20 protein-coding genes and 2 pseudogenes are annotated in these 19,095 nt (G+C 54.0%); 6 read left to right on the forward strand and 16 right to left on the reverse strand.

The genetic code is table 11. From position 1 onward, the window contains the following. The 6 genes and pseudogenes from F7Q90_RS06525 to melA form a co-directional block, all read right to left on the reverse strand. Positions 1 to 139 (reverse strand): annotated as a pseudogene (locus tag F7Q90_RS06525) (IS630 family transposase); the annotation flags it as partial. Between the two features lie 633 nt (positions 140 to 772). After that, entirely contained in the window at positions 773 to 1,852 is a 1,080-nt protein-coding gene (mltC, locus tag F7Q90_RS06530) for a membrane-bound lytic murein transglycosylase MltC (RefSeq protein WP_006120870.1), read from the reverse strand. Positions 1,853 to 1,904: 52 nt separating this feature from the next. Beyond that, complete coding sequence (locus tag F7Q90_RS06535; RefSeq protein WP_006120869.1) at positions 1,905 to 2,177, reverse strand: oxidative damage protection protein; 273 nt, start codon at positions 2,175 to 2,177, stop codon at positions 1,905 to 1,907. Continuing rightward, on the reverse strand, positions 2,177 to 3,262 hold the full coding sequence (gene mutY / locus F7Q90_RS06540; RefSeq protein ID WP_033739690.1) for an A/G-specific adenine glycosylase: 1,086 nt from the start codon (positions 3,260 to 3,262) through the stop codon (positions 2,177 to 2,179). Before mutY ends, F7Q90_RS06535 begins: the two co-directional genes overlap by 1 nt. A gap of 248 nt (positions 3,263 to 3,510) precedes the next feature. Continuing rightward, positions 3,511 to 4,923: a melibiose:sodium transporter MelB gene (gene melB / locus F7Q90_RS06545; RefSeq protein ID WP_006120867.1), complete on the reverse strand. Its 1,413-nt coding sequence runs from the start codon at positions 4,921 to 4,923 to the stop codon at positions 3,511 to 3,513. 84 nt (positions 4,924 to 5,007) lie between these two features. Continuing rightward, positions 5,008 to 6,363, reverse strand: coding sequence for an alpha-glucosidase/alpha-galactosidase (gene melA / locus F7Q90_RS06550; protein ID WP_085980102.1), 1,356 nt, complete (start codon positions 6,361 to 6,363; stop codon positions 5,008 to 5,010). A 252-nt stretch (positions 6,364 to 6,615) separates the two neighbouring features. Between melA and melR the strand changes: the two genes are divergently transcribed. The 4 genes from melR to F7Q90_RS06570 all read left to right on the forward strand — a co-directional run bounded on the left by melR (position 6,616) and on the right by F7Q90_RS06570 (position 9,531). Next, positions 6,616 to 7,551: a transcriptional regulator MelR gene (gene melR / locus F7Q90_RS06555; RefSeq protein ID WP_006120865.1), complete on the forward strand. Its 936-nt coding sequence runs from the start codon at positions 6,616 to 6,618 to the stop codon at positions 7,549 to 7,551. Positions 7,552 to 7,726: 175 nt separating this feature from the next. After that, the gene (gene trmB, locus F7Q90_RS06560) at positions 7,727 to 8,446 is read left to right on the forward strand and encodes a tRNA (guanosine(46)-N7)-methyltransferase TrmB (RefSeq protein WP_006120864.1); all 720 of its coding nucleotides are present in this window, start codon (positions 7,727 to 7,729) and stop codon (positions 8,444 to 8,446) included. After that, positions 8,446 to 8,772: a YggL family protein gene (locus F7Q90_RS06565; protein WP_006120863.1), complete on the forward strand. Its 327-nt coding sequence runs from the start codon at positions 8,446 to 8,448 to the stop codon at positions 8,770 to 8,772. The genes trmB and F7Q90_RS06565 overlap by 1 nt, the downstream gene beginning before the upstream one ends. Positions 8,773 to 8,814: 42 nt before the next feature. Then, positions 8,815 to 9,531, forward strand: coding sequence for a YggN family protein (locus F7Q90_RS06570; RefSeq protein WP_006120862.1), 717 nt, complete (start codon positions 8,815 to 8,817; stop codon positions 9,529 to 9,531). Positions 9,532 to 9,611: 80 nt separating this feature from the next. Here F7Q90_RS06570 and F7Q90_RS06575 read toward each other — a convergent pair whose 3' ends face one another. The 3 genes and pseudogenes from F7Q90_RS06575 to F7Q90_RS06585 form a co-directional block, all read right to left on the reverse strand. Continuing rightward, positions 9,612 to 10,985 carry a PTS ascorbate transporter subunit IIC gene (locus F7Q90_RS06575; protein WP_006120861.1) on the reverse strand — a complete coding sequence of 458 codons (1,374 nt, stop codon included), beginning with the start codon at positions 10,983 to 10,985 and terminating at the stop codon, positions 9,612 to 9,614. 44 nt (positions 10,986 to 11,029) lie between these two features. After that, a complete protein-coding gene (locus F7Q90_RS06580; RefSeq protein WP_006120860.1) occupies positions 11,030 to 11,299 on the reverse strand; it encodes a PTS sugar transporter subunit IIB in 270 nt (89 codons plus the stop codon). A gap of 25 nt (positions 11,300 to 11,324) precedes the next feature. Further along, a pseudogene (locus tag F7Q90_RS06585) lies at positions 11,325 to 11,785 on the reverse strand (PTS sugar transporter subunit IIA). Positions 11,786 to 12,241: 456 nt separating this feature from the next. Here F7Q90_RS06585 and F7Q90_RS06590 point away from each other — a divergent pair. Then, positions 12,242 to 12,976 carry a GntR family transcriptional regulator gene (locus F7Q90_RS06590; RefSeq protein ID WP_006120858.1) on the forward strand — a complete coding sequence of 245 codons (735 nt, stop codon included), beginning with the start codon at positions 12,242 to 12,244 and terminating at the stop codon, positions 12,974 to 12,976. A gap of 52 nt (positions 12,977 to 13,028) precedes the next feature. On the opposite strand, the gene hemW is transcribed toward F7Q90_RS06590, so the two are convergent. Genes hemW through F7Q90_RS06610 form a run of 4 tightly spaced genes read right to left on the reverse strand, consistent with a single transcriptional unit; the run spans position 13,029 to position 16,050 of the window. Next, positions 13,029 to 14,168 (reverse strand): radical SAM family heme chaperone HemW, encoded by a 1,140-nt coding sequence (gene hemW, locus F7Q90_RS06595; RefSeq protein WP_006120857.1) that lies wholly within the window; start codon positions 14,166 to 14,168, stop codon positions 13,029 to 13,031. Continuing rightward, positions 14,161 to 14,754: an XTP/dITP diphosphatase gene (locus F7Q90_RS06600; protein ID WP_006120856.1), complete on the reverse strand. Its 594-nt coding sequence runs from the start codon at positions 14,752 to 14,754 to the stop codon at positions 14,161 to 14,163. The genes hemW and F7Q90_RS06600 overlap by 8 nt, the downstream gene beginning before the upstream one ends. Before the next feature lie 21 nt (positions 14,755 to 14,775). Continuing rightward, positions 14,776 to 15,330, reverse strand: coding sequence for a YggT family protein (locus tag F7Q90_RS06605; RefSeq protein WP_006120855.1), 555 nt, complete (start codon positions 15,328 to 15,330; stop codon positions 14,776 to 14,778). 12 nt (positions 15,331 to 15,342) lie between these two features. Beyond that, positions 15,343 to 16,050: a YggS family pyridoxal phosphate-dependent enzyme gene (locus tag F7Q90_RS06610; RefSeq protein WP_006120854.1), complete on the reverse strand. Its 708-nt coding sequence runs from the start codon at positions 16,048 to 16,050 to the stop codon at positions 15,343 to 15,345. 15 nt (positions 16,051 to 16,065) lie between these two features. Between F7Q90_RS06610 and F7Q90_RS06615 the strand changes: the two genes are divergently transcribed. Next, the gene (locus F7Q90_RS06615) at positions 16,066 to 17,061 is read left to right on the forward strand and encodes a type IV pilus twitching motility protein PilT (protein ID WP_006120853.1); all 996 of its coding nucleotides are present in this window, start codon (positions 16,066 to 16,068) and stop codon (positions 17,059 to 17,061) included. Here the strand turns inward: F7Q90_RS06615 and ruvX are convergent. The 3 genes from ruvX to gshB form a co-directional block, all read right to left on the reverse strand. After that, the gene (gene ruvX, locus F7Q90_RS06620) at positions 17,058 to 17,474 is read right to left on the reverse strand and encodes a Holliday junction resolvase RuvX (RefSeq protein ID WP_006120852.1); all 417 of its coding nucleotides are present in this window, start codon (positions 17,472 to 17,474) and stop codon (positions 17,058 to 17,060) included. The two genes, F7Q90_RS06615 and ruvX, sit on opposite strands and share 4 nt — an antisense overlap. Beyond that, complete coding sequence (locus tag F7Q90_RS06625) at positions 17,474 to 18,037, reverse strand: YqgE/AlgH family protein (RefSeq protein WP_006120851.1); 564 nt, start codon at positions 18,035 to 18,037, stop codon at positions 17,474 to 17,476. Before F7Q90_RS06625 ends, ruvX begins: the two co-directional genes overlap by 1 nt. Positions 18,038 to 18,116: 79 nt before the next feature. Beyond that, the gene (gene gshB, locus F7Q90_RS06630; protein WP_006120850.1) at positions 18,117 to 19,067 is read right to left on the reverse strand and encodes a glutathione synthase; all 951 of its coding nucleotides are present in this window, start codon (positions 19,065 to 19,067) and stop codon (positions 18,117 to 18,119) included. Positions 19,068 to 19,095 lie beyond the last annotated feature (28 nt).

Raw genomic sequence — 19,095 nt, forward strand, 5'->3', positions numbered from 1 at the left:
CAACATGACTGACGGTGTCACCACGATGCAGCATCAGCATGGCGGTGAGCCGCCGGGCGTGGTTTTTGTCCTTTGTTTTATGGATAGTTTTCTGCATCAGGCGTCGTTCGGTTCTGGGTATTGGTGCAATGATCGACATTGCTCAGTCCGGCTGGTGATTTGGGATATTCAGCGATTGATCAGATCGCATAAACCGGACTGAGTTCCCTCTAAGTGATCTACTATTCCGAGCAGTTATTTAGATGCGACGCTTACCACTGACCACAGACAACACCGGCTTTTTAAAAACCCAGGACTGGCAGGCGGGGGGGGTTCTGCCGGCATCCGGCGCGCTGAGGAGAGAATGGAGGCCAGGGCGGCGCGGCAGGGATGCCGCGACGAGGACGGCTGCGCCAGGGAGGGCGCATCCGGACGGCCCGTGGGGCCGGAGTGAGAGACGAAGGAACAGCGACGGCTGACGGCCGCCGGGATTGTTAAGGGGCTGGCGCGAGCCCCTTAACACGTCCGCCTGTACGGGCAGGCTGAAACTCCCGGTCGCCTGGCGGGCGGAACCCGCTCAGAGCAACCCGCAGCCCCGTCACCTGGTGAGCGGACCCCGCTCAGAGCAACCCGCAGCCCCCGCCACCTGGTGAGCAGAACCCGCTCAGAGCAACCCGCAGCCCCGCCACCAGGCGGGCGGAACCCGCTCAGAGCAATCCGCAGCTCCCGCTATCAGGCGGGCGGAACCCGCTCAGAGCAACTCGCAGCACCTGCTGAGCGGAACCCCGCCAAATCAATACCTGTGATAACTCCGCTGCGCCGAACTCACCTTATACAAATACCGCCGCGATTCCGCCGACGGATGCTGCTTCGACAGCGTCTGATAAACCTGACCCGGCGACATACTGTTAATAATGGTAAAGGCACGATCTTTATCGCTGGAGAACACGCGCAGCACGCTACCGGCGCCGCCGTTATAGGCGGTGATAACCGCATAGCGGCGTGAAACCGGATCCTGAATACCGGCCAGATAGTTGCTCTGCAGCAACGACAGATAGGCAGTACCGGCATCAATGTTGTTCTCGGGATCCAGCAGATAGCTGCGGCTCGGTTTGCCCCATTTGCCCTTCATGCGGAATACATCCACACCGGCGGTATGCTGCACTACCTGCATCAGGCCGAGCGCATCAGAATGGCTGACTGCGTAGGGGTTAAAGCTGGATTCGGTCTGCATAATAGCCAGAATCAGAGACGCATCTACACCGTACTCTTCGGCGGCTTTACGCACCATAGGCAGATATTTATGCGCACGCTTATCCAGATGGTTTGGCACCATCGGAATCGTGACCGAGTAGATTACATGCAGGCCGGACGTACGGCGTTGCAGTTTATTGGCAATCAAGTAGTCAGCAAAGGCCTGAGCACGTCCCTGCCAGCGAATCGCCTGACCGGTGTTATCCAGCACCTGTCCGTACAACAACGGCTCTTTACTGATCTGAATGTCGTTGGCATCAGAGTAGAGATCGACATTTCCCGGATCGTCGCCGATCAGTAACGTAGTCATGATCGCCTGACGCAGACTGGCGGCAGGATCGGTACCGGAAATGGTCTCAATGGTGATGTTCCCGCTTTCAAAGTTGATGTGGCTGCGGGTGTAATAATTGTCGGTGTATTTAACGTAGTCTTTCGGTCCGGCGATCAGGACCTCATTGATACCCCAGATGTTCTCAATGTTATGAGCGAATTGCCCCATCAGAATGTCAAATCCGTTGGTATCTTTGACCCATTCCTCTGAATATTCCGGATGTTTTTTACCGGAGCAGGACACCAAAAGGGGGGCAATCACCAGCAGGGCTATCAGCTTTTTATTCATCTAAAATACGTGCCTGACCTGGAAAACGGCCTCAACACGGAGGCCAATAAAGTTATGCTTCGGGTGGCGTGTAGCCTTCAATATGAACGTCTTTACCTTCGAACAGGAAATTGATCATTTCCTTTTCCAGCACTTTGCGATCGTCGGGATTCATCATATTGAGTTTTTTCTCGTTGATCAGCATCGTCTGCTTAGCCATCCATTGCTGCCAGGCTTCTTTCGAGATTTCATTGTAAATGCGTTTTCCCAGATCGCCAGGGTAGAGCTGAAAATCCTGCCCTTCAGCGTCGCGTTGTAAAAAAGTACAAAAAATGGTGCGGCTCATTACTCTTCCTCATTAATCTCACCGTCGCCCACAGGCAACGGCTGGGGATGGCGCAGTTCGTGTAAAAGACGCTCTACAGGTGCGGCTAATCCCACAGATGGCGGCAGCGTTAAGTTATACCAGAGACCGCCAGCTTCATCCATTAATGCCCCGGCAGAAGGCCATGACAGCCACATGGGAACGATATCCAGATGAAAATGGCTGAAGGTGTGACGAAATGCCGTAAGCTGCTGCGGTTTGGCATGGATGCCGCGCGTCGACAGCCAGGCGTTCAGATCGTCTTCGCTGGTGAACTGCGGGAAGCAGAATAAACCGCCCCATAAACCCACCGGCGGACGCTGTTCAAGCCAGACATTGTCGCCGTTTTGCATCATCAAAAACCAGCCGCTGCGTTCAGGCAACGTCTGCTTAGGTTTTTTGCCCGGATAGTTTGCCCAGCTGTTCGTCGCGCGGGCTTCGCAACCATCGCTGAGCGGGCAGATTTCACATTTCGGGCGCGAGCGGGTGCAAACCATGGCGCCCAGATCCATCATGGCCTGGTTAAACTGACTGACGCCCTCGGCTGGCGTCACGTCTTCACTAATTTGCCACAGCCGTTTTTCAACATCCTTCCTGCCCGGCCAGCCAGCCACTGCGTAACAGCGAGCCAAAACCCGTTTCACGTTACCGTCCAGAATCGGGAAGTGCAGGCCCAGCGATAGCGATAAGATCGCACCCGCTGTCGAGCGGCCTACGCCGGGCAGCGCGGCGACGTCATCGTAGTTGCGCGGGAACTCGCCGCCGTGCACCTCAACCACCTGTTTGGCGGCTTTGTGCAGGTTACGCGCACGCGCGTAGTAACCCAGACCGGTCCAGAGATGCAGCACTTCGTCCAGCGGCGCGGCGGCCAGATCGCTGACGGTCGGAAAGCGCGCCATAAAGCGCTCAAAATAGGGGATAACGGTGGCGACCTGGGTTTGCTGTAACATCACTTCAGACAGCCACACCTTATAAGGTGTTTTCTCCAACTGCCACGGCAGGGTTTTGCGGCCAAAGCGTTGATACCAGTCCAGCACCTGTTGCGCGAACTGCGGGGCTTGCATCATAAAGGGGATATTTCCGTGATTACGCGACATTCAGGCGGGAATTCCAGCATAAGCGCCACTGAGAGTAAACCTGAAGATTGCAAAGGCCTGTTTCTTTCTGGTGGCCACTGAGGCCCGGTTGTCAGATAAGGCCGGTTACACACAAGAAGGCGATGAAAATGTTGCTGATAAAACACGGGTTGTTTCTCGTTTTCGGGCATAGCCGAAAGTCAGACTTAAAACAGAAGCCCCGGGTCGGGGCTTCGCGTTTAAATTTTTATCTCTTGGGTTGCTGCGATCGGCACCGCTTCCTTTTCCGGTGGCTTACGGTATTTATCCAGCAGGCGGATGTGAATTTTCCGTAGCATGTCGCCGTTCAGTGTATAGAAACGGAAATAGAGCAGCAGCGTCAGGGCAAAAAAGACAGCGGGCAGCACGATCATAATAAACTGCATGCCAGCAAGGGTTTCCTGCGACTGGTTGACGTTGGGCAGATAGCCAATCATGCCCAGCACGACAGCGATAAAGAAAGCCGCCAGCGCAGAGCCGCCTTTAACGACCATGGTTTGCACCGAATAGGCAATGCTTTCACAGCGCACATGCAGTTTGTATTCGCCGTAATCTACGGTATCCGCCACCATAATTACCTGAAGCACCCAGAAAAGCGCCGTTCCGGTATTGAATAAAATCCCGGCAATAACGATTAAGGATGTCGCGTGACTGCCTGCTAATGCCATAGCGAACAGCACACCGCCGCTCAGAATCGGCAGGGCAGACGCCGCCGCCCATAGTATCCGGCGTGACAGCAGATTCACTAATTTGGGGAACAGAACCAGTGTTGCCAGGTTCGCCGCGCCAGCATAGGAGAGGTAGTAAGGGAAGAGACTGGGATCGCCGATCACATAGGTAAAATAGTAAATCGCAAAACCGGTAATGATATTCGCCGCAATGTTATAGGCCAGCGCCATACCGAGCAGGCAGGCAAGCTGATCGTTGCGGTAGATAAGGCCGACGATCGCGCTCAGTCCCATCCGGCCGCCGTCCTGGGTCTGCGCGCCGTCTGATGAATAAACCTCATGAACATTACGCAGCGTGATGAGGGTTGCCGCGATGAAAAACACGATCAGGAGCAGGGTAAACATCTGAAAGCCAAAGCCGCGATCGTCGCCCCCGATATAACTGACAAACGGTAGCGCAATGCCGGCCGTGACAAAGGAGGCGAGGCTGGCAAAAAAGCGTGGCCAGGGCACCAGCTCTTCGCGCTCACGTTTGTCCAGCGTAATGGTCGGTACCAGTGACCAGAACGGAATATCCATTATGGTATAGGTCATTCCCCACAGAATGTAGGTGACCCAGACAAAAACCAGCTGTGCCGTCCCTTCAAACAGGTGGGCGCTAAATAACGCGAACAGCACCAGCGAGTTTGTCAGCGTGCCAGTTAAAATCCAGGGTTTAAATTTCCCCCAGCGAGAACGTGTAATGGTAACGATCCATCCCATAATGGGATCGTTAATCGCATCCCAGATCCGGGCGACTAAAAACAACGTGCCGACCATGCCAACCGATAATCCCACTACGTCGGTGTAGTAATACATCAGGTAGAGGTAAACAATGCCAATCGCGAAGTCTTTTCCAAACGCACCACATCCGTAACTGAGTTTTGTCGTTATCGAAATGCTCATCGGTTGCCGGGTCGCTGTTGCCAGCGCCCGCCCACTGTTATGACGTAGAATCGCGACCGGACCATAGCATCCGGCGACAAAGAATTAACGATGAAGCCAGGCGGGCAACCAACTGCCGTGCTCAGTGATGAGTTCGTCCACCAGTGCATAGATCTCATCAAGGCTTAATGCCGCTGCCGTATGCGGATCCAGCATGGCGGCGTGATAAACCCGATCGCGGTTTTCAGTCAGAATGGCTTCGGTCAGCAGCGTCTGCACATTGATATTGGTTTGCATCATGGCGGCCAGATGTGACGGAGTCGTGCCGACTTTGGTGGGCTGAATCCCATTGGCATCGACCAGACAAGCGACTTCCACGCAGCATCCCTGTGGAAGATTATCAATCAGACTATCATTACGCACATTGCCATAAATGACCGCCGGTTCGCCGGTCCAGATAGCGTTCATAATCGTGCTGGCGTACTCACGCGAGGGTTTGCTTTCAATACGTTCGGCGCGACGGTAACGTGCCAGTTCTGCCCGCCATTCCGCCAGTTGTTCTTCACAACGTTTGGGATATTCATCCAGCGGAATCTGATACCGTTCAATAAGATCTTCGCGGCCTGGTTTGATAAACCACGGCGTATATTCTGCGAAGTGCTCTGAGGATTCGGTGACGAAATAGCCCAGCTTTTTGAACATTTCATAGCGCACAATGTTGGGACAGCGCGTATTGCCGTGCAGGTTGGGCTTCGGCACCTGGCCAGCGTTCCAGGCCGCCAGCAGGTCGGGATAGAGATCAACGTAACTGCCGTCAGCGGTTTTACGCTCCAGCGTCAGATAAAACGCCATATGATTAACCCCGGCGCAGCGGTAACGCAGATCGGCAGGATTTAAATTCAGATCGTTGGCCAGTTCCTCTGCCGTTCCCTGTACCGAGTGGCACAGCCCAACCTGTTTGATATGGGGATAGCGCGCATACATTGCCCAGGTGTTCATCGCCATGGGGTTGACGTAATTAAGCAGGGTGGCATGCGGGCAGACTTCCGTCATGTCTTCGCAAATCTGCCACAGGTGCGGGATGGTGCGCAGGGCGCGCATAATGCCGCCGGGGCCCAGCGTATCGGCTATGGTCTGCTCCAGACCATAGCGTTTACAGACCTCAAAATCGGTGACGGTACAGGGCTGATAGCCGCCTATCTGAAAGGCGACCACGACAAAATCCGCATCCGTTAAGGCCGCTTTCTGCTCGCTGTGGCAGGTAATCTGGCCAGCCGCGCCCGCGGAATACATAAGTTTACTAACGACGGTATAGGATTCTTCAAGCCGGGTTGCATCAATATCCATCAGGGCAATATGGGCAGATTTTAGCGCATCGCGATGGAAAACATCGCCAAGGATATTCTTGACGAAGATAGTGGAACCCGCGCCAATAAAGGTAATTTTGGGTGCAGACATCAGAACGCTCCATGACAGGGTGGGATAATCTCATGGTGGCACGCTGTGCGGGCGAAAACTTCCGTCTTATCGGATGAGCATTCCCAAAAACTCAGATCAGATGCTGGCAACGAACAGATCTGAGTTTTTAGGATAAATTAACGTAAAAAGAAGAGTATCTGGTCTGAAAGAGCGCTTAGTATAGGGAATCCACTGCTGTTTTTGGCCGTCTCCGCGGGTACGCTGGGCGGGGTTCTGATAATTCAGGAGAGAATCATGACGACATTACAGCCCGTTGCCACGCTGCCGCCCGATCCGCATATGTGCAGCAGTGACGAAAAGCAAACCCGCAGCCCGCTGTCGCTCTATTCCGAATATCAACGTATGGATATCGAACTGCGTCGGCCGCTGGCGATGAGCAGCTGTCACTGGCATGGGCAGGTTGAGGTCAATGTGCCGTTCGACGGGGACGTGGAATATTTAATCAATAATGAAGTCGTGCAGATTAAGCAGGGCTATATCACGCTGTTTTGGGCCTGTACACCGCACCAGCTTACCCGGCCCGGTAACTGCCAGAACATGGCTATCCTTAATCTGCCGATGCATCTGTTTCTGTCATGGCCGCTCGACCGGGAACTCATCAATCATGTCACACATGGCATGGTGATTAAGTCTGTGGCAAAACAGCAGCTCAGCGCCTTTGAAGTGCAGCGCTGGCAGCAGGAACTGAACAGCCCGGATGAACAGATTCGCCAGCTTGCTGTGGATGAAATTGGCCTGATGCTTAAACGCTTTAGTCTGTCAGGGTGGCAGCCTGTGCTGGTGAACAAAACGTCGCGGACACACAAAAACAGCGTGTCGCGCCATGCGCAGTTTTATGTCAGCCAGATGCTGAGCTATATTGCCGACAATTATGACCAGGCCCTGACAATCAATGACGTCGCAGAGCACGTCAAGCTTAATGCAAACTATGCCATGGGCATCTTTCAACGCGTCATGCAGCTTACGCTAAAACAGTACATTACCGCGATGCGCATTAACCACGTCCGGGCGCTGCTGAGCGATACCGATATTACCGTGCTGGATGTGGCGCTGACGGCCGGCTTCCGTTCCAGTAGTCGCTTTTACAGCACCTTTGCCAGGTATGTCGGCATGTCGCCACAACAGTACCGCAAGCTCAGTCAGCAACGGCGGCAGACCATGACGTTATAATTCTGTTTCCGGCCAGCAGCCTCCCAGGCAATTTTCTTGCATTACTCTACACTCAGGCAGGAAAACGCATGTCAAAACACGCCGGGTGCGCGCGGAAAGTGGCAAAGGCTTGCTTCTGCTTTTGAACTTTGCATAATGCCCGTTTCCCTGAACAGGCTAACCAGCAGGCTTCAACATGATTAATGACGTCATCACCCCAGAATATGATGAAAATGGACGCCCGTTGCGTCGGATTCGTAGTTTTGTGCGCCGCCAGGGCCGCTTAACCAAAGGCCAGCAGCAGGCGCTGGACAACTACTGGCCGGAAATGGGTGTTGAATATCAGCCAGAGCCCATTGATTTGCCCGCGCTGTTTGGGCGCGATGCGCCTGTCACGCTGGAGATCGGTTTTGGTATGGGCGCGTCGCTGGTCACCATGGCGCAAAATAATCCGCATCAAAACTTCCTTGGCATCGAAGTGCATGCGCCCGGCGTGGGAGCCTGCCTGGCGTCGGCGAAAGATGCCAATGTCAGCAATCTGCGGGTGATGTGTCATGATGCGGTGGAAGTGCTGGAGAAAATGATCCCGGATAATTCACTGCGCATGGTTCAGCTGTTCTTTCCCGATCCGTGGCATAAAGCCCGTCACAACAAACGCCGTATCGTGCAGGTGCCGTTTGCCGAGCTTGTGATGCGTAAACTGAAACTGGGCGGTGTGTTCCATATGGCGACCGACTGGGAAGCCTATGCCGGTCATATGCTTGAGGTGATGAGCAGCATCGCGGGTTATCGAAACCTGTCTGAAGACAATACGTATGTGCCGCGTCCTGAGACGCGTCCACTGACCAAATTTGAGCAGCGCGGGCAGCGTTTGGGCCATGGCGTTTGGGATTTAATGTTTGAGAGGGTGAAATAATGGCCACACAACGCAGCCGTCGTTTACGTAAAAAATTGCATATTGATGAGTTTCAGGAGCTGGGCTTTTCCGTAGCCTGGCGCTTCCCGGACGGCACCTCTGAAGAGGTTATCGACGAAACGCTGAATCAGTTTATTAACGAAGCGATCGATCCCAATGGCCTGGCTTATGACGGTAGCGGCTATCTGGCCTGGGAAGGGTTAATCTGCCTGCAGCAAACCGGTAAATGCACCGAGGAACATCGCGAGCTGGTACGTAAATGGCTGGAAGATCGCCAGTTACTGGATGTAAAGGTGACCGAACTCTTTGACGTCTGGTGGGACTAAGTTACCAGCGATGTCGCTTTCACACCCAGACAGGGAGAACGTATGATTCGTAACGTGCTGGTCGCTGGCCTCTTGCTGGCGGCAACGCAGGCCCAGGCGGCCTGGGAATGCAGCGTTAAACCACAGGATGATGTGGTCATTAGCCCACAAAACGTGCAGGTCGTTGGCGCAAACGGCAATCTTGTGATTTCGCCGCAGGGCGATGTGCAGTTCAACGGGCAAAAAATCACGATGAACGCCGCCAGTCGTCAGCAGGCCATTAATTACCAAAATGCGTTACGTCGCGATCTGCCGTGGATCGATAACGGTGCCACCTCCCGTCTGGAGAAAGGTCGGCTGGCGCTGGATAAGATCATCACTGAGCAGGTAGGGGAATCAAGCCGCTTGCACAGCCGACTGGCCACGCTGAATGCCCAGTTAAAAACCCAGATGAACCGCATTATTGAACATCGCAGTGACGGACTGACGTTCCATCACCAGGCGATCGATCAGGTTCGTGCCGATGGGCAGCAACTGGTGAATCAGGCGATGGGCGGTATCCTGCAGGACAGCATTAATGAGATGGGGACGAAAGCCATGACCAACGGTGGCGGCAGCGGGCTGCAGGGGTTGATGGGTAACCTTGGTGGTCTGCAGAACGCCATTCAGAGCGAATGGAATAATCAGGAAACGGACTTCCAGCAGTTTGGTAAAGACGTCTGTAACCGGGTTATCTCGCTGGAAAAAGACCGTAAAACGCTGGTTAAATCATTTAACTAACCCGTTTAATGTCCTGCCCTGTTAAGAAGGGGCTGAATCATCAGCCCCGTTTAGGTCTCAGTCGCTGTTAGCTTCTTTGGTCACAGTCTTGTTACCGGCGACACAGTCTTGTTACCGGCGACATAGTTATAGATCACCAGCAGCGCAAAGATGCCCGTAATAATCATGGTAATGGTGCCTTTATCGAGGAACCTCGCCATGTTACCCAGCAGAATCCCTGTCACGCCAAAGTCCGTATCTGAGAATGTGGTATTCGTCAGACCAATCGCACCCAGCACAGGCAGTAACGCAACCGGCAGGAAGGTAATCAGAATACCGTGTGCAAAGGCGCCAATCATCGCACCCCGCTTGCCGCCCGTCGCATTGCCAAAGACGCCCACCGTCGCCCCGCAGAAAAAGTGCGGCACCACGCCGGGCAAAATCAGCACCCAGTGCAGCTGCCCAAGGATAAACAACCCGACGAGTCCACCGATAAAGCTGGAAATAAAGCCGACCAGAACGGCATTGGGCGCATAGGGAAACACGATAGGGCAGTCCAGAGCAGGACGCGCGCTGGGCACCAGCTTCTCTGAAAACCCGGTAAAGGCCGGTACAATCTCCGCCAGAATTAAGCGCACGCCCTGCAGGATAATAAAGACCCCGGCAGCAAAGGTAATGGCCTGTACAAACGAATACACCAGATAGTTTTGACCATGACTGAACTGACTTTCAACATACTCTCTGCCCGCCGAGACGGACAAAATAAAATAGATGATCATCATGGTCAGAGAGATGGAGATGGTACTGTCGCGCAAAAAGCTCAGGTTTTTGGGCATGTTCATCTCTTCGGTGGACTTTGAACCTTTGCCCACTATAGAGCCTATCCAGCCTGACAGGACATAACCCACCGTGCCGGTATGAGCCAGCGCAACCTGATCGTGACCGATAATTTTACGCATATAGGGCTGAGCCAGGGCCGGGAAAAAGGCCATCAGCATGCCCAGCGTCAGCGAACCGGTATAAATCAGCTGCACACCTTCAAAACCGGCAACGGACAGAATAATGGCAATCATACAGGCCATATAGAAGGTGACGTGGCCAGAGAGATAGATATATTTCAGGCGGGTAAAGCGGGCGACGGTAATGTTTGCCACCATGCCGAACGCCATAATCAGCGTGGTAGGCGCGCCGTATTTCGCCAGCGCGATGGATACCATCGCTTCGTTATTAGGAATAATGCCCTGAACGTTGAATGCGTGCTTAAAAATATCGCCGAGCGGCGTCAGCGAGCCCACCAGAACGGTGGCACCGCCTGCCAGCACTAAAAAGCCCAGAATCGTTTTTACCGTTCCCTTTATCACATCCGGCAACGGCTTGCGCTGCGCGATCAGGCCGAACATCGCGACTAACCCGACCAGAATCGAAGGGACTTTCAGCACATCGACAACTACCAGTAAAAGGTTTTGTATAAACATAATAACCTCAGCGGTAAGTGTTCTTATCAAAGGGGATAACGGTGTTATTTGTTGAAGTAGTCGCGAATTTTCTGCTCAACTTCTTTCAGGTCGATGATGTTGTTGATGATAATGACTTTTTCCGGGGGCAGATTAGCGCTGTAGGCAATGTCTTTTGCCATCACGAATACATCTGCGACGTCCGGCGTCACCGAGCCGAGGTCGGCATGTTCGACCTCCGCCGTCATATCAATCGCTTTAAGCACTTTTTTGATGTTCATTTCCATCATGAAGCTGCTTCCCAGGCCTGAACCACACACTGCCATAATTTTCATAACTACCTCTTCTTATTTGAAATTGTTAACTGATAAGGTGGTCTGCCAGCAGAACCGTGCACAGTTCCTGCTGGCTTTGTGCGTGATAAACGCGTTGCATGATGTCCTCGTTGTCAGCACTTCAGCCAGCTGCGAAATCATCTCGATATGGCTGTTGCTGTCAGGGGCCGAGAACATAAAAAGGATGTCGACAGGATCGTTTTCATCAGCATCAAAGTTGACAGGGGTTGCCAGTTTCACGACGGACAAGCCCAGTTTCTTCGCGCCCTGTTCAGGACGCGCATGTGGCATCGCGATTCGAGGGGCGATCACGAAGTAGGGGCCGGTCTCTTCTTTGAGCCGGACGATGGTGTCAATGTAATCCTGCGAAATAGCGCCTTCACGGCAGAGAGGATTACCGGTGACCTGAATCGCCTCTTTCCAGTCGGAAACGCGCTCAATGTATTGAATTTTTTCAGCATTCAGCCATTGGGTAAGATTTGCCATACGGTGTCCTGGATAAAAAAGTTGGGCCAGCAGGCAGGCTGCTTGTCATTGCAAGATGTACAGTCAGCTTTTTGCCTTTTTCAGGCGGTCAACCTGTTTGTTTTTCCTGATTCTCTTCCACACACGTCAGGGTAGATAAAAAGTCAAAACCAATTATTTGATTAGTAATGACTTTTATTGCTAAAGCAGGCGTCAGTTCTGACAATTGCCTGTTGCAAAAATTTATTTATACGTATAGACATGTTTAACGTGTCTAGTCATCTTGATGATGCACCTCGACCTGTACAGATACAATATGCCAGAATCAATTCTGGCTGGACAGGCGACACCGGAGTGCAAAATCGTTAGCTGGATCACACTGGTTCCTGTCTCACTCATACGCAGTGACGGAAATCAGGCATACAGGCGATGCGGCGGCGCACCGCAGGCACGGGCTTACTATTCGGGAACAGCGTGATGTTCGATGGCATAACAGAGAAACAAAAAGAGGTTGTCGACTATATTCTGACCAAGATCATGCAGGACGGACTGCTGCCGGGCGACAAGCTGGATACCGAAATTGCGATAGCAAAGAACATCGGTATCACCCGGGCGACGGTACGGGAAGCAACCCGTATTCTGATTGAGCAGCAGCGTATTTATCGCGTGAAGGGGTCGGGACTGTTTGTCGGTTCTATCGGCAAGAGCAATCACGCTGGCCGGTTCCATGCGCTTTCGCCCTTCGATTATCAGGCTCATAAAAAAGGCCATAAAGCGGTCAGGAAGGTGCTCACTGCCAGCATCATCAAGGTGCCCGGACCGGAGATGGCGCAGGCGTTACGTATCAGAAACAGCGATCAGATATACAAAATTCTTCGACTGATGTGCTTTGACGATATTCCCGTGGCGCTGGAATATATCCACCTGCCTGTCAGCCTGTTCAGCAGCATGGAGTTTGGCCGGCTGGAAATCTCGAAATACTCTTACATTGAACAAATCACCGGCAAAAAGATTCAGCGCCGCGAACAGCAGCTTAATGCGATTAACGTGACCGACAGTGAGCAACTCAGACTGCTGAATTTTAGTGCGAATGAGGCGGCGCTGGAGATTAATGAGACGGTTTATCTGGATGATGGCATGCCCTGCGAAGTGAACATTGCCATCATCAATACCCGGTTGTTGCAACTGAGACAGAATACCGAGCGCGGATAAGGATTCGGCCTCCTTCATACAGCCGCAGTTTGCACGCCGAACCCGAAGCGCGTTACTCGTCGGCCAGGAACAGTTCCAGTAGCGAGTTCAGAAACAGTTTGCCCTTCTCGGTAATTTGCCAGATGTCCGCTGTTTCAGTGATGTAACCTGCGGCAATAGCCTGATCGAGCTGTGGACGAATCAGCGCTTCATTCAGCCCGGTATAGCGGCTGAATGAAGCGCGTGGCGCAGGCTCCAGCAACCGGAAACGGTTCATAAAGAACTCGAACGGCTTGTCACTGTCTGCTACCTCGTACTGTTTATCGAGATAGTTGCCCTTCATAAAACCCCGCGGATGGCGCACTTTGACCGTGCGAACAATACGGCCATCGGGTTGGGTCAGCTTGCCATGGGCACCACAGCCAATCCCAAGATAATCGCCAAAGCGCCAGTAATTCAGGTTGTGCTCACAGCGGTATCCCGGTTTGGCATAGGCCGACGTTTCATATTGCTCATAACCGGCAGCGGTCAGCAGCTGATGTCCCTGCTCAAAGATGTCCCACAACGCATCGTCGTCGGGCAATTTAGGCGGACGTGAGCCAAACAACGTATTCGGTTCGATGGTCAGCTGATACCAGGACAAATGCGGAGGATTAAGCGCAATCGCCTGACGCAAATCGTCCAGCGCTTCCGTCAGTGACTGGTCGGGCAAACCGTGCATCAGATCGAGGTTAAAGCTGCGCAGGTTCAGGCCCTGCGCCAGCGCCGCGGCGCGCTTCGCTTCCTCGGGACCATGGATGCGACCGAGACGTTCCAGCTTCTGCGGGCTAAAGCTTTGTACCCCAATGGAGATACGGTTAATCCCGGCGCGCTGATAGGCGCTGAAACGGTCGGCTTCCACCGTGCCTGGATTCGCCTCCATCGTAATCTCTGCCCCTTCTGCCAGCGTCAGGCGCGCGCGTACGCCATCCATCAGCATCTGCATCGCGCTACTGCTTAACAGGCTTGGCGTTCCGCCACCGATAAATATCGTGCGCACGTCACGTCCGTGAATCAGCGGCAGATCGTTTTCAAGATCGCGCAGCAGGTGCTGCACATACTCAATGTGCGGCACCTCATCTTTTAACGCGTGAGAATTAAAATCGCAGTAAGGGCATTTCTGGACGCACCAGGGAATATGGATATATAAACTCAGCGGGGGTAAATCAGGCATTACGCATCGCTTCCAGTAACAGCGTCAATGCTTTACCTCGATGAGAGACTTTTCCTTTCTCTGCTTTTGTCAGTTCGGCGGCGGTTTTACCCAATGCCGGAATGTAAAACACCGGGTCGTAGCCGAAGCCGCCTTCACCGGCTGGGGTGCGGGTGATTTCGCCGTCCCAGGCGCCGTGAAATACCAGCGGCGTCGGATCGGCAGCGTGACGTAAATACACCAGCACGCAGTGGAACTGGGCCTGACGCTGTCCGTCCGGGGTGCTTTCCAGCGCCTGAAGCAGCTTTTCCAAGTTCTGTTGGTCACTGGCGTCGTCACCGGCATAGCGGGCCGAATAAATGCCCGGTGCGCCGCCCAGCGCGTTGACGGCCAGCCCGGAGTCATCTGCGATAGCGGGCAGCCCGGTCACCTGCGCGGCATGGCGCGCTTTCAGGATGGCGTTTTCAATAAAGGTCAGGCCGGTCTCCTCGGCGGATTCAACGCCGAGGTCGGTTTGCGCCACGATATCCAGTCCAAAGGCGGAGAGCAGATCCGCCAGTTCACGGACTTTGCCGGGATTACCGGTGGCAAGAACAACTTTTTGCATAACAGTTCCAGTTTGGTTCATTTACAGCAAATACCAGAGACCCGGGAACAGGTCCATGCCGAGGAAATTCAGGGCATACAGCACCAGAATGACGATCATGGCGGAGAAGTCGATGCCGCCCATCGCGGGCAGAATGCGGCGAATCGGCGCCATTAACGGCTCTGTCAGCTGAATCAGCACATAGTCCATCGGACCGCGGCCCTGGCTGATCCAGCTCATCAGGGAACGGATAATAATGACCCAGAACACCAGATAACCTGCGGATTTCAGTAGCGACAGCAGGCCGACCAACAAGTTAGCGGGATCGACAGAGAACACGCCGACCTGAATCAGCAGCAGAAGCGGATATTTCAGCGTAGTGAGCACAAACGCCAGCAGCAGAGAAGCCGTATCAATCGGACCCAACGCAGGCAGAATGCGACGCAACGGTTTCACAATCGGCTGAGTGATCTTCACGACAAACTGGGCAAGCGGATTATAAAAATCGCAACGTGACCACTGCATCCAGATGCGCAGCAACAGCACCATGACGTAGAGATCGATTAGCGTTTTTACCAAAAACGTCATTGTTAACATGAAGTTCCTCAATTATTGTTGTGAAGGCTGTGTGTAATCACGTGCGCCAAATATTGCGGTGCCAATGCGCACCAGGGTGCTGCCTGCGGCAATCGCCGCCTCCATATCATCACTCATTCCCATCGACAGCGTATCAACATCACTATAGTGCTGTTTTAACTGGTGAAATGCATCAGCCATTTGCTGGCATACCGCCAGCTGTTTCTGATAATCCTGTTCGGGTGCCGGAATCGCCATCAGCCCGCGCAAACGCAAACGCGGCATCGCGGCAATAGCCTGCGCCAGTTCGTCGACGGCCTCCAGCATGATGCCAGATTTGCTGTTTTCGTCACTGATATTTACCTGAATCAGCACATTGAGCGGTGCCAGATGTTCAGGCCGCTGATCGTTAAACCGCTGTGCAATCTTCAGACGATCAAGGGTGTGGCACCAGGCAAAGTGTTCTGCCACCAGTCGGCTTTTATTGGACTGCAGCGGGCCAATGAAGTGCCATATCAGATTGGGATGTGAGGTCAGCGCCTGAACCTTTTCAACCCCTTCCTGAACGTAATTTTCCCCGAACGCGAGCTGACCCGCCGCCGCCGCTTCTTTGACTGCGCTCGCAGGTTTCGTTTTGCTCACTGCAAGTAGCGTAATTTCTTCGGGAGCCCGGCCGCAACGCCTTGCAGCAGCGGCGATTCGCTGGCGGACTTGCTGTAGGTTGTGCTGGATTGAAGTCATAGTCGGGAGAACACAATGAATCTGGATGAAATCGTGGCGCTTAGTGTAAAGCATAACGCTGCCGATCTGCACCTTTGTAGCGGACATTTGCCGTACTGGCGGCGTCAGGGCAGGCTGGAGCCGCTGCCCGATCGGTCTGCGCTGTCACCTGACTGGATGGCGCAGTTTACGTCGGTGTGGCTGGACAGCGAACAGCAGCAGCAACTTAAGCGGGAAGGGCAACTGGATTTCGCGTTGACCCTGGCGGCGGGACAGCGCCTGCGCGCCAACCTGTTTATGCAGCGTAACGGGCTGTCTCTGGCGCTACGCAACATCGCCAGCGAATGCCCGACGCTGACCGATCTGCGCGTACCGGAAGGGGTGCAGGCGTTACTAAAGAAACGGGACGGACTGATATTAATCACCGGGGCGACGGGCAGCGGTAAGTCGACCACCCTCGCGGCAATGGTGGATGCGATTAACCGGCAGCAGGCCCGCCATATCCTGACCCTGGAGGACCCGATTGAGTTTATCCATCGCAGTCAGCAATCCCTGATTCAACAGCGTGAAGTCGGTGTGCATTGCCGGAGTTTCAGCCAGGGCCTGAAAGCCGCACTCAGGGAAGATCCTGACGTTATTATGCTGGGGGAACTGCGCGACAGCGATACCATTCGTCAGGCGCTCACTGCCGCAGAAACCGACCATCTGGTGCTGGCCACGCTGCACACGCGCGGTGCGGTGCAGGCGGTAGACAGGCTGGTGGATGTGTTTCCTGCGGAAGAAAAAAATCTGGTGCGCACTCAACTGGCAAGCAGCCTCAACGCAGTGATCGCGCAGCAACTGGTGCCAGCCTGTGATGAGAAGAGGACCGGGCTGTTTGAAGTATTGATGGCGACCAGTGCTGTGGTCAATCTGATTCGGGAAGGCAAAATGCATCAGATTCCGGCGCTTCTGCAAACCGGCGCTCGGGCCGGGATGCAGACATTCGAACAGAGCCGCGCAGCCCGTCAGGCTGAAGGGGTCATTCGCTAGTGAGTGTCGAACCAGTCCTGCAGGATAATGGCCGCTGACTGTGAATCGACCGACCCTTTGTTCAGCGCACGGTAACCGCCACGCTCAAACAGGCCCGCACGGGCTTCAACGGTACTGAGGCGTTCGTCCTGCAGCTCCACGCGAATGCCGAAACGCCCGTGTAAGCGGTTGGCAAACTTGCGCGCACGCGCGGTCAGTGGCTGTTCGCTGCCGTCCATATTAAGCGGCAATCCCACCACCACAAAATCAGGCTGCCACTCTTTCAGCAACTTTTCGATTTGCAGCCAGTCAGGCGTACCGTCCTGTGCTTTGAGGGCACTTAACGGACGGGCGCTGCCCGTCAGCTGCTGCCCGACGGCAACGCCAATGCTTTTGGTGCCGAAGTCGAAGCCTAACAAGGTTTGATGTGTCATCAGGCGTGACCTGCATCGCTGGCCATATTGTGAATATCCACCCCGATGCTTCGTGCCGCTTCGCGCCAGCGCTCAGCGATGGGCGTCTGAAACAGAATATTGCTGTTTGCGGGGGTGGTCAGCCAGGCGTTTTCCATCAGCTCATTTTCAAGCTGATCTTTTTCCCAGGCACAATAGCCCAGCGCCACCAGAACATGATCGGGCTGATCGGCGGTACCTATGGCTTCCAGGACATCGCGTGATGTCGTGATCACCGTGTTGTCTGAGACACGGATGCTGGAGGTAAACGTGCGCTGGGCAGAGTGCAGGATAAACCCGCGATCTTCTGCCAGCGGGCCGCCGCTGAATACCGGCTTATCCAGGTTGATTGCCGGATCGCGGTTTTCCTCGGCAATCTTGAGCTTTTTCAAAATGCCTTCAACCGTCAGGTTTTCCATAGGCTTGTTAATAATCAGCCCCATTGCCCCTTCTTCGTTGTGCTCGCAAATGTAGACCACAGAACGTTTGAAAAAGGGATCCAGCAACGCTGGCATGGCAATCAAAAAGTGATGCTGTAAATTCATTCTCACATGCTTTACCAAAGATAACCGGTGCGTAAAGTCAGCACCGGTGTTGGGTTGATCACGGAGCATGGTCCCAGCGTTATGCTGAGCCCAGACGCTTCTCAATGGCATCCATCAGCATACCGGTGATGGACACAGGGAAAGCGGCCTCGATTTCACGAATGCATGTTGGGCTGGTCACGTTAACTTCTGTCAGTCTATCACCAATAATATCGAGTCCGACAAAAATCAAGCCTTTGGCTTTAAGCGTGGGTCCGACTTTGCGGGCGATCGCCCAGTCACTTTCGCTCAGCGGGCGCGCTTCACCGCGTCCACCGGCGGCCAGGTTACCACGGGTTTCACCGCCTTGAGGGATACGCGCCAGGCAATAGGGAACGGGTTCGCCATCGACGACCAGTACGCGTTTGTCGCCCTCTTTGATCGCTGGCAGATAATTTTGCGCCATGCAGTAGCGGCTTTCATGCTCTGTCAGCGTTTCGGCGATTACGCCAAAGTTTGGGTCATCGTGCTTCACGCGAAAGATGGATGCGCCACCCATGCCGTCCAGCGGCTTCATAATCACATCGCCATGCTCCTGCCAGAATGCACGGAGTTGCTGCTTCGAACGGGTCACCAGCGTATCCGGCGTAAATTCGGCAAACCAGGCGGTATAGAGTTTTTCATTGCAGTCGCGCAGGCTTTGCGGCTTGTTAACGATCAGCGTGCCCTGTTCTTCGGCACGTTCCAGAATGTAGGTGCAATAGATGAATTCGGTATCGAACGGTGGGTCTTTGCGCATCAGGACGACATCAAGATCGGCCAGTTTGATCTGCTGTTCGCTGCCAAACTGGTACCAGCTCGCGGCATTCTGTTCCACGCTGAGCAGGCGCGTGCGGGCAAAGGCCACGCCGCCGCGCAGGGAGAGATCGTTCATCTCCATATAGTGAATTTCGTAGCCCCGGCGCTGGGCTTCCAGCAGCATTGCAAAGCTGGAGTCTTTCTTAATGTTGATGGATGCGATCGGGTCCATCACGAAGCCAAGCTTAATCATTATTCTCTCCTGAAGGAGGCGGCACTAA

It is taken from the genome of Pantoea stewartii subsp. stewartii, from assembly GCF_008801695.1.
Lineage (GTDB): Bacteria > Pseudomonadota > Gammaproteobacteria > Enterobacterales > Enterobacteriaceae > Pantoea > Pantoea stewartii.

Bases quoted from the DNA above. Each gene is read 5' to 3' on its own strand.
- F7Q90_RS06600 (WP_006120856.1), bottom strand. From the start codon at position 14,754: ATGCAAAAAGTTGTTCTTGCCACCGGTAATCCCGGCAAAGTCCGTGAA.
- hemW (WP_006120857.1), bottom strand. From the start codon at position 14,168: ATGCCTGATTTACCCCCGCTGAGTTTATATATCCATATTCCCTGGTGC.
- mltC (WP_006120870.1), bottom strand. From the start codon at position 1,852: ATGAATAAAAAGCTGATAGCCCTGCTGGTGATTGCCCCCCTTTTGGTG.
- F7Q90_RS06580 (WP_006120860.1), bottom strand. From the start codon at position 11,299: ATGAAAATTATGGCAGTGTGTGGTTCAGGCCTGGGAAGCAGCTTCATG.
- trmB (WP_006120864.1), top strand. From the start codon at position 7,727: ATGATTAATGACGTCATCACCCCAGAATATGATGAAAATGGACGCCCG.
- F7Q90_RS06610 (WP_006120854.1), bottom strand. From the start codon at position 16,050: ATGACTTCAATCCAGCACAACCTACAGCAAGTCCGCCAGCGAATCGCC.
- F7Q90_RS06535 (WP_006120869.1), bottom strand. From the start codon at position 2,177: ATGAGCCGCACCATTTTTTGTACTTTTTTACAACGCGACGCTGAAGGG.
- ruvX (WP_006120852.1), bottom strand. From the start codon at position 17,474: ATGACACATCAAACCTTGTTAGGCTTCGACTTCGGCACCAAAAGCATT.
- melR (WP_006120865.1), top strand. From the start codon at position 6,616: ATGACGACATTACAGCCCGTTGCCACGCTGCCGCCCGATCCGCATATG.
- F7Q90_RS06570 (WP_006120862.1), top strand. From the start codon at position 8,815: ATGATTCGTAACGTGCTGGTCGCTGGCCTCTTGCTGGCGGCAACGCAG.
- F7Q90_RS06575 (WP_006120861.1), bottom strand. From the start codon at position 10,985: ATGTTTATACAAAACCTTTTACTGGTAGTTGTCGATGTGCTGAAAGTC.
- F7Q90_RS06565 (WP_006120863.1), top strand. From the start codon at position 8,446: ATGGCCACACAACGCAGCCGTCGTTTACGTAAAAAATTGCATATTGAT.
- F7Q90_RS06590 (WP_006120858.1), top strand. From the start codon at position 12,242: ATGTTCGATGGCATAACAGAGAAACAAAAAGAGGTTGTCGACTATATT.
- F7Q90_RS06625 (WP_006120851.1), bottom strand. From the start codon at position 18,037: ATGAATTTACAGCATCACTTTTTGATTGCCATGCCAGCGTTGCTGGAT.
- F7Q90_RS06615 (WP_006120853.1), top strand. From the start codon at position 16,066: ATGAATCTGGATGAAATCGTGGCGCTTAGTGTAAAGCATAACGCTGCC.
- gshB (WP_006120850.1), bottom strand. From the start codon at position 19,067: ATGATTAAGCTTGGCTTCGTGATGGACCCGATCGCATCCATCAACATT.
- melB (WP_006120867.1), bottom strand. From the start codon at position 4,923: ATGAGCATTTCGATAACGACAAAACTCAGTTACGGATGTGGTGCGTTT.
- mutY (WP_033739690.1), bottom strand. From the start codon at position 3,262: ATGATGCAAGCCCCGCAGTTCGCGCAACAGGTGCTGGACTGGTATCAA.
- F7Q90_RS06605 (WP_006120855.1), bottom strand. From the start codon at position 15,330: ATGTTAACAATGACGTTTTTGGTAAAAACGCTAATCGATCTCTACGTC.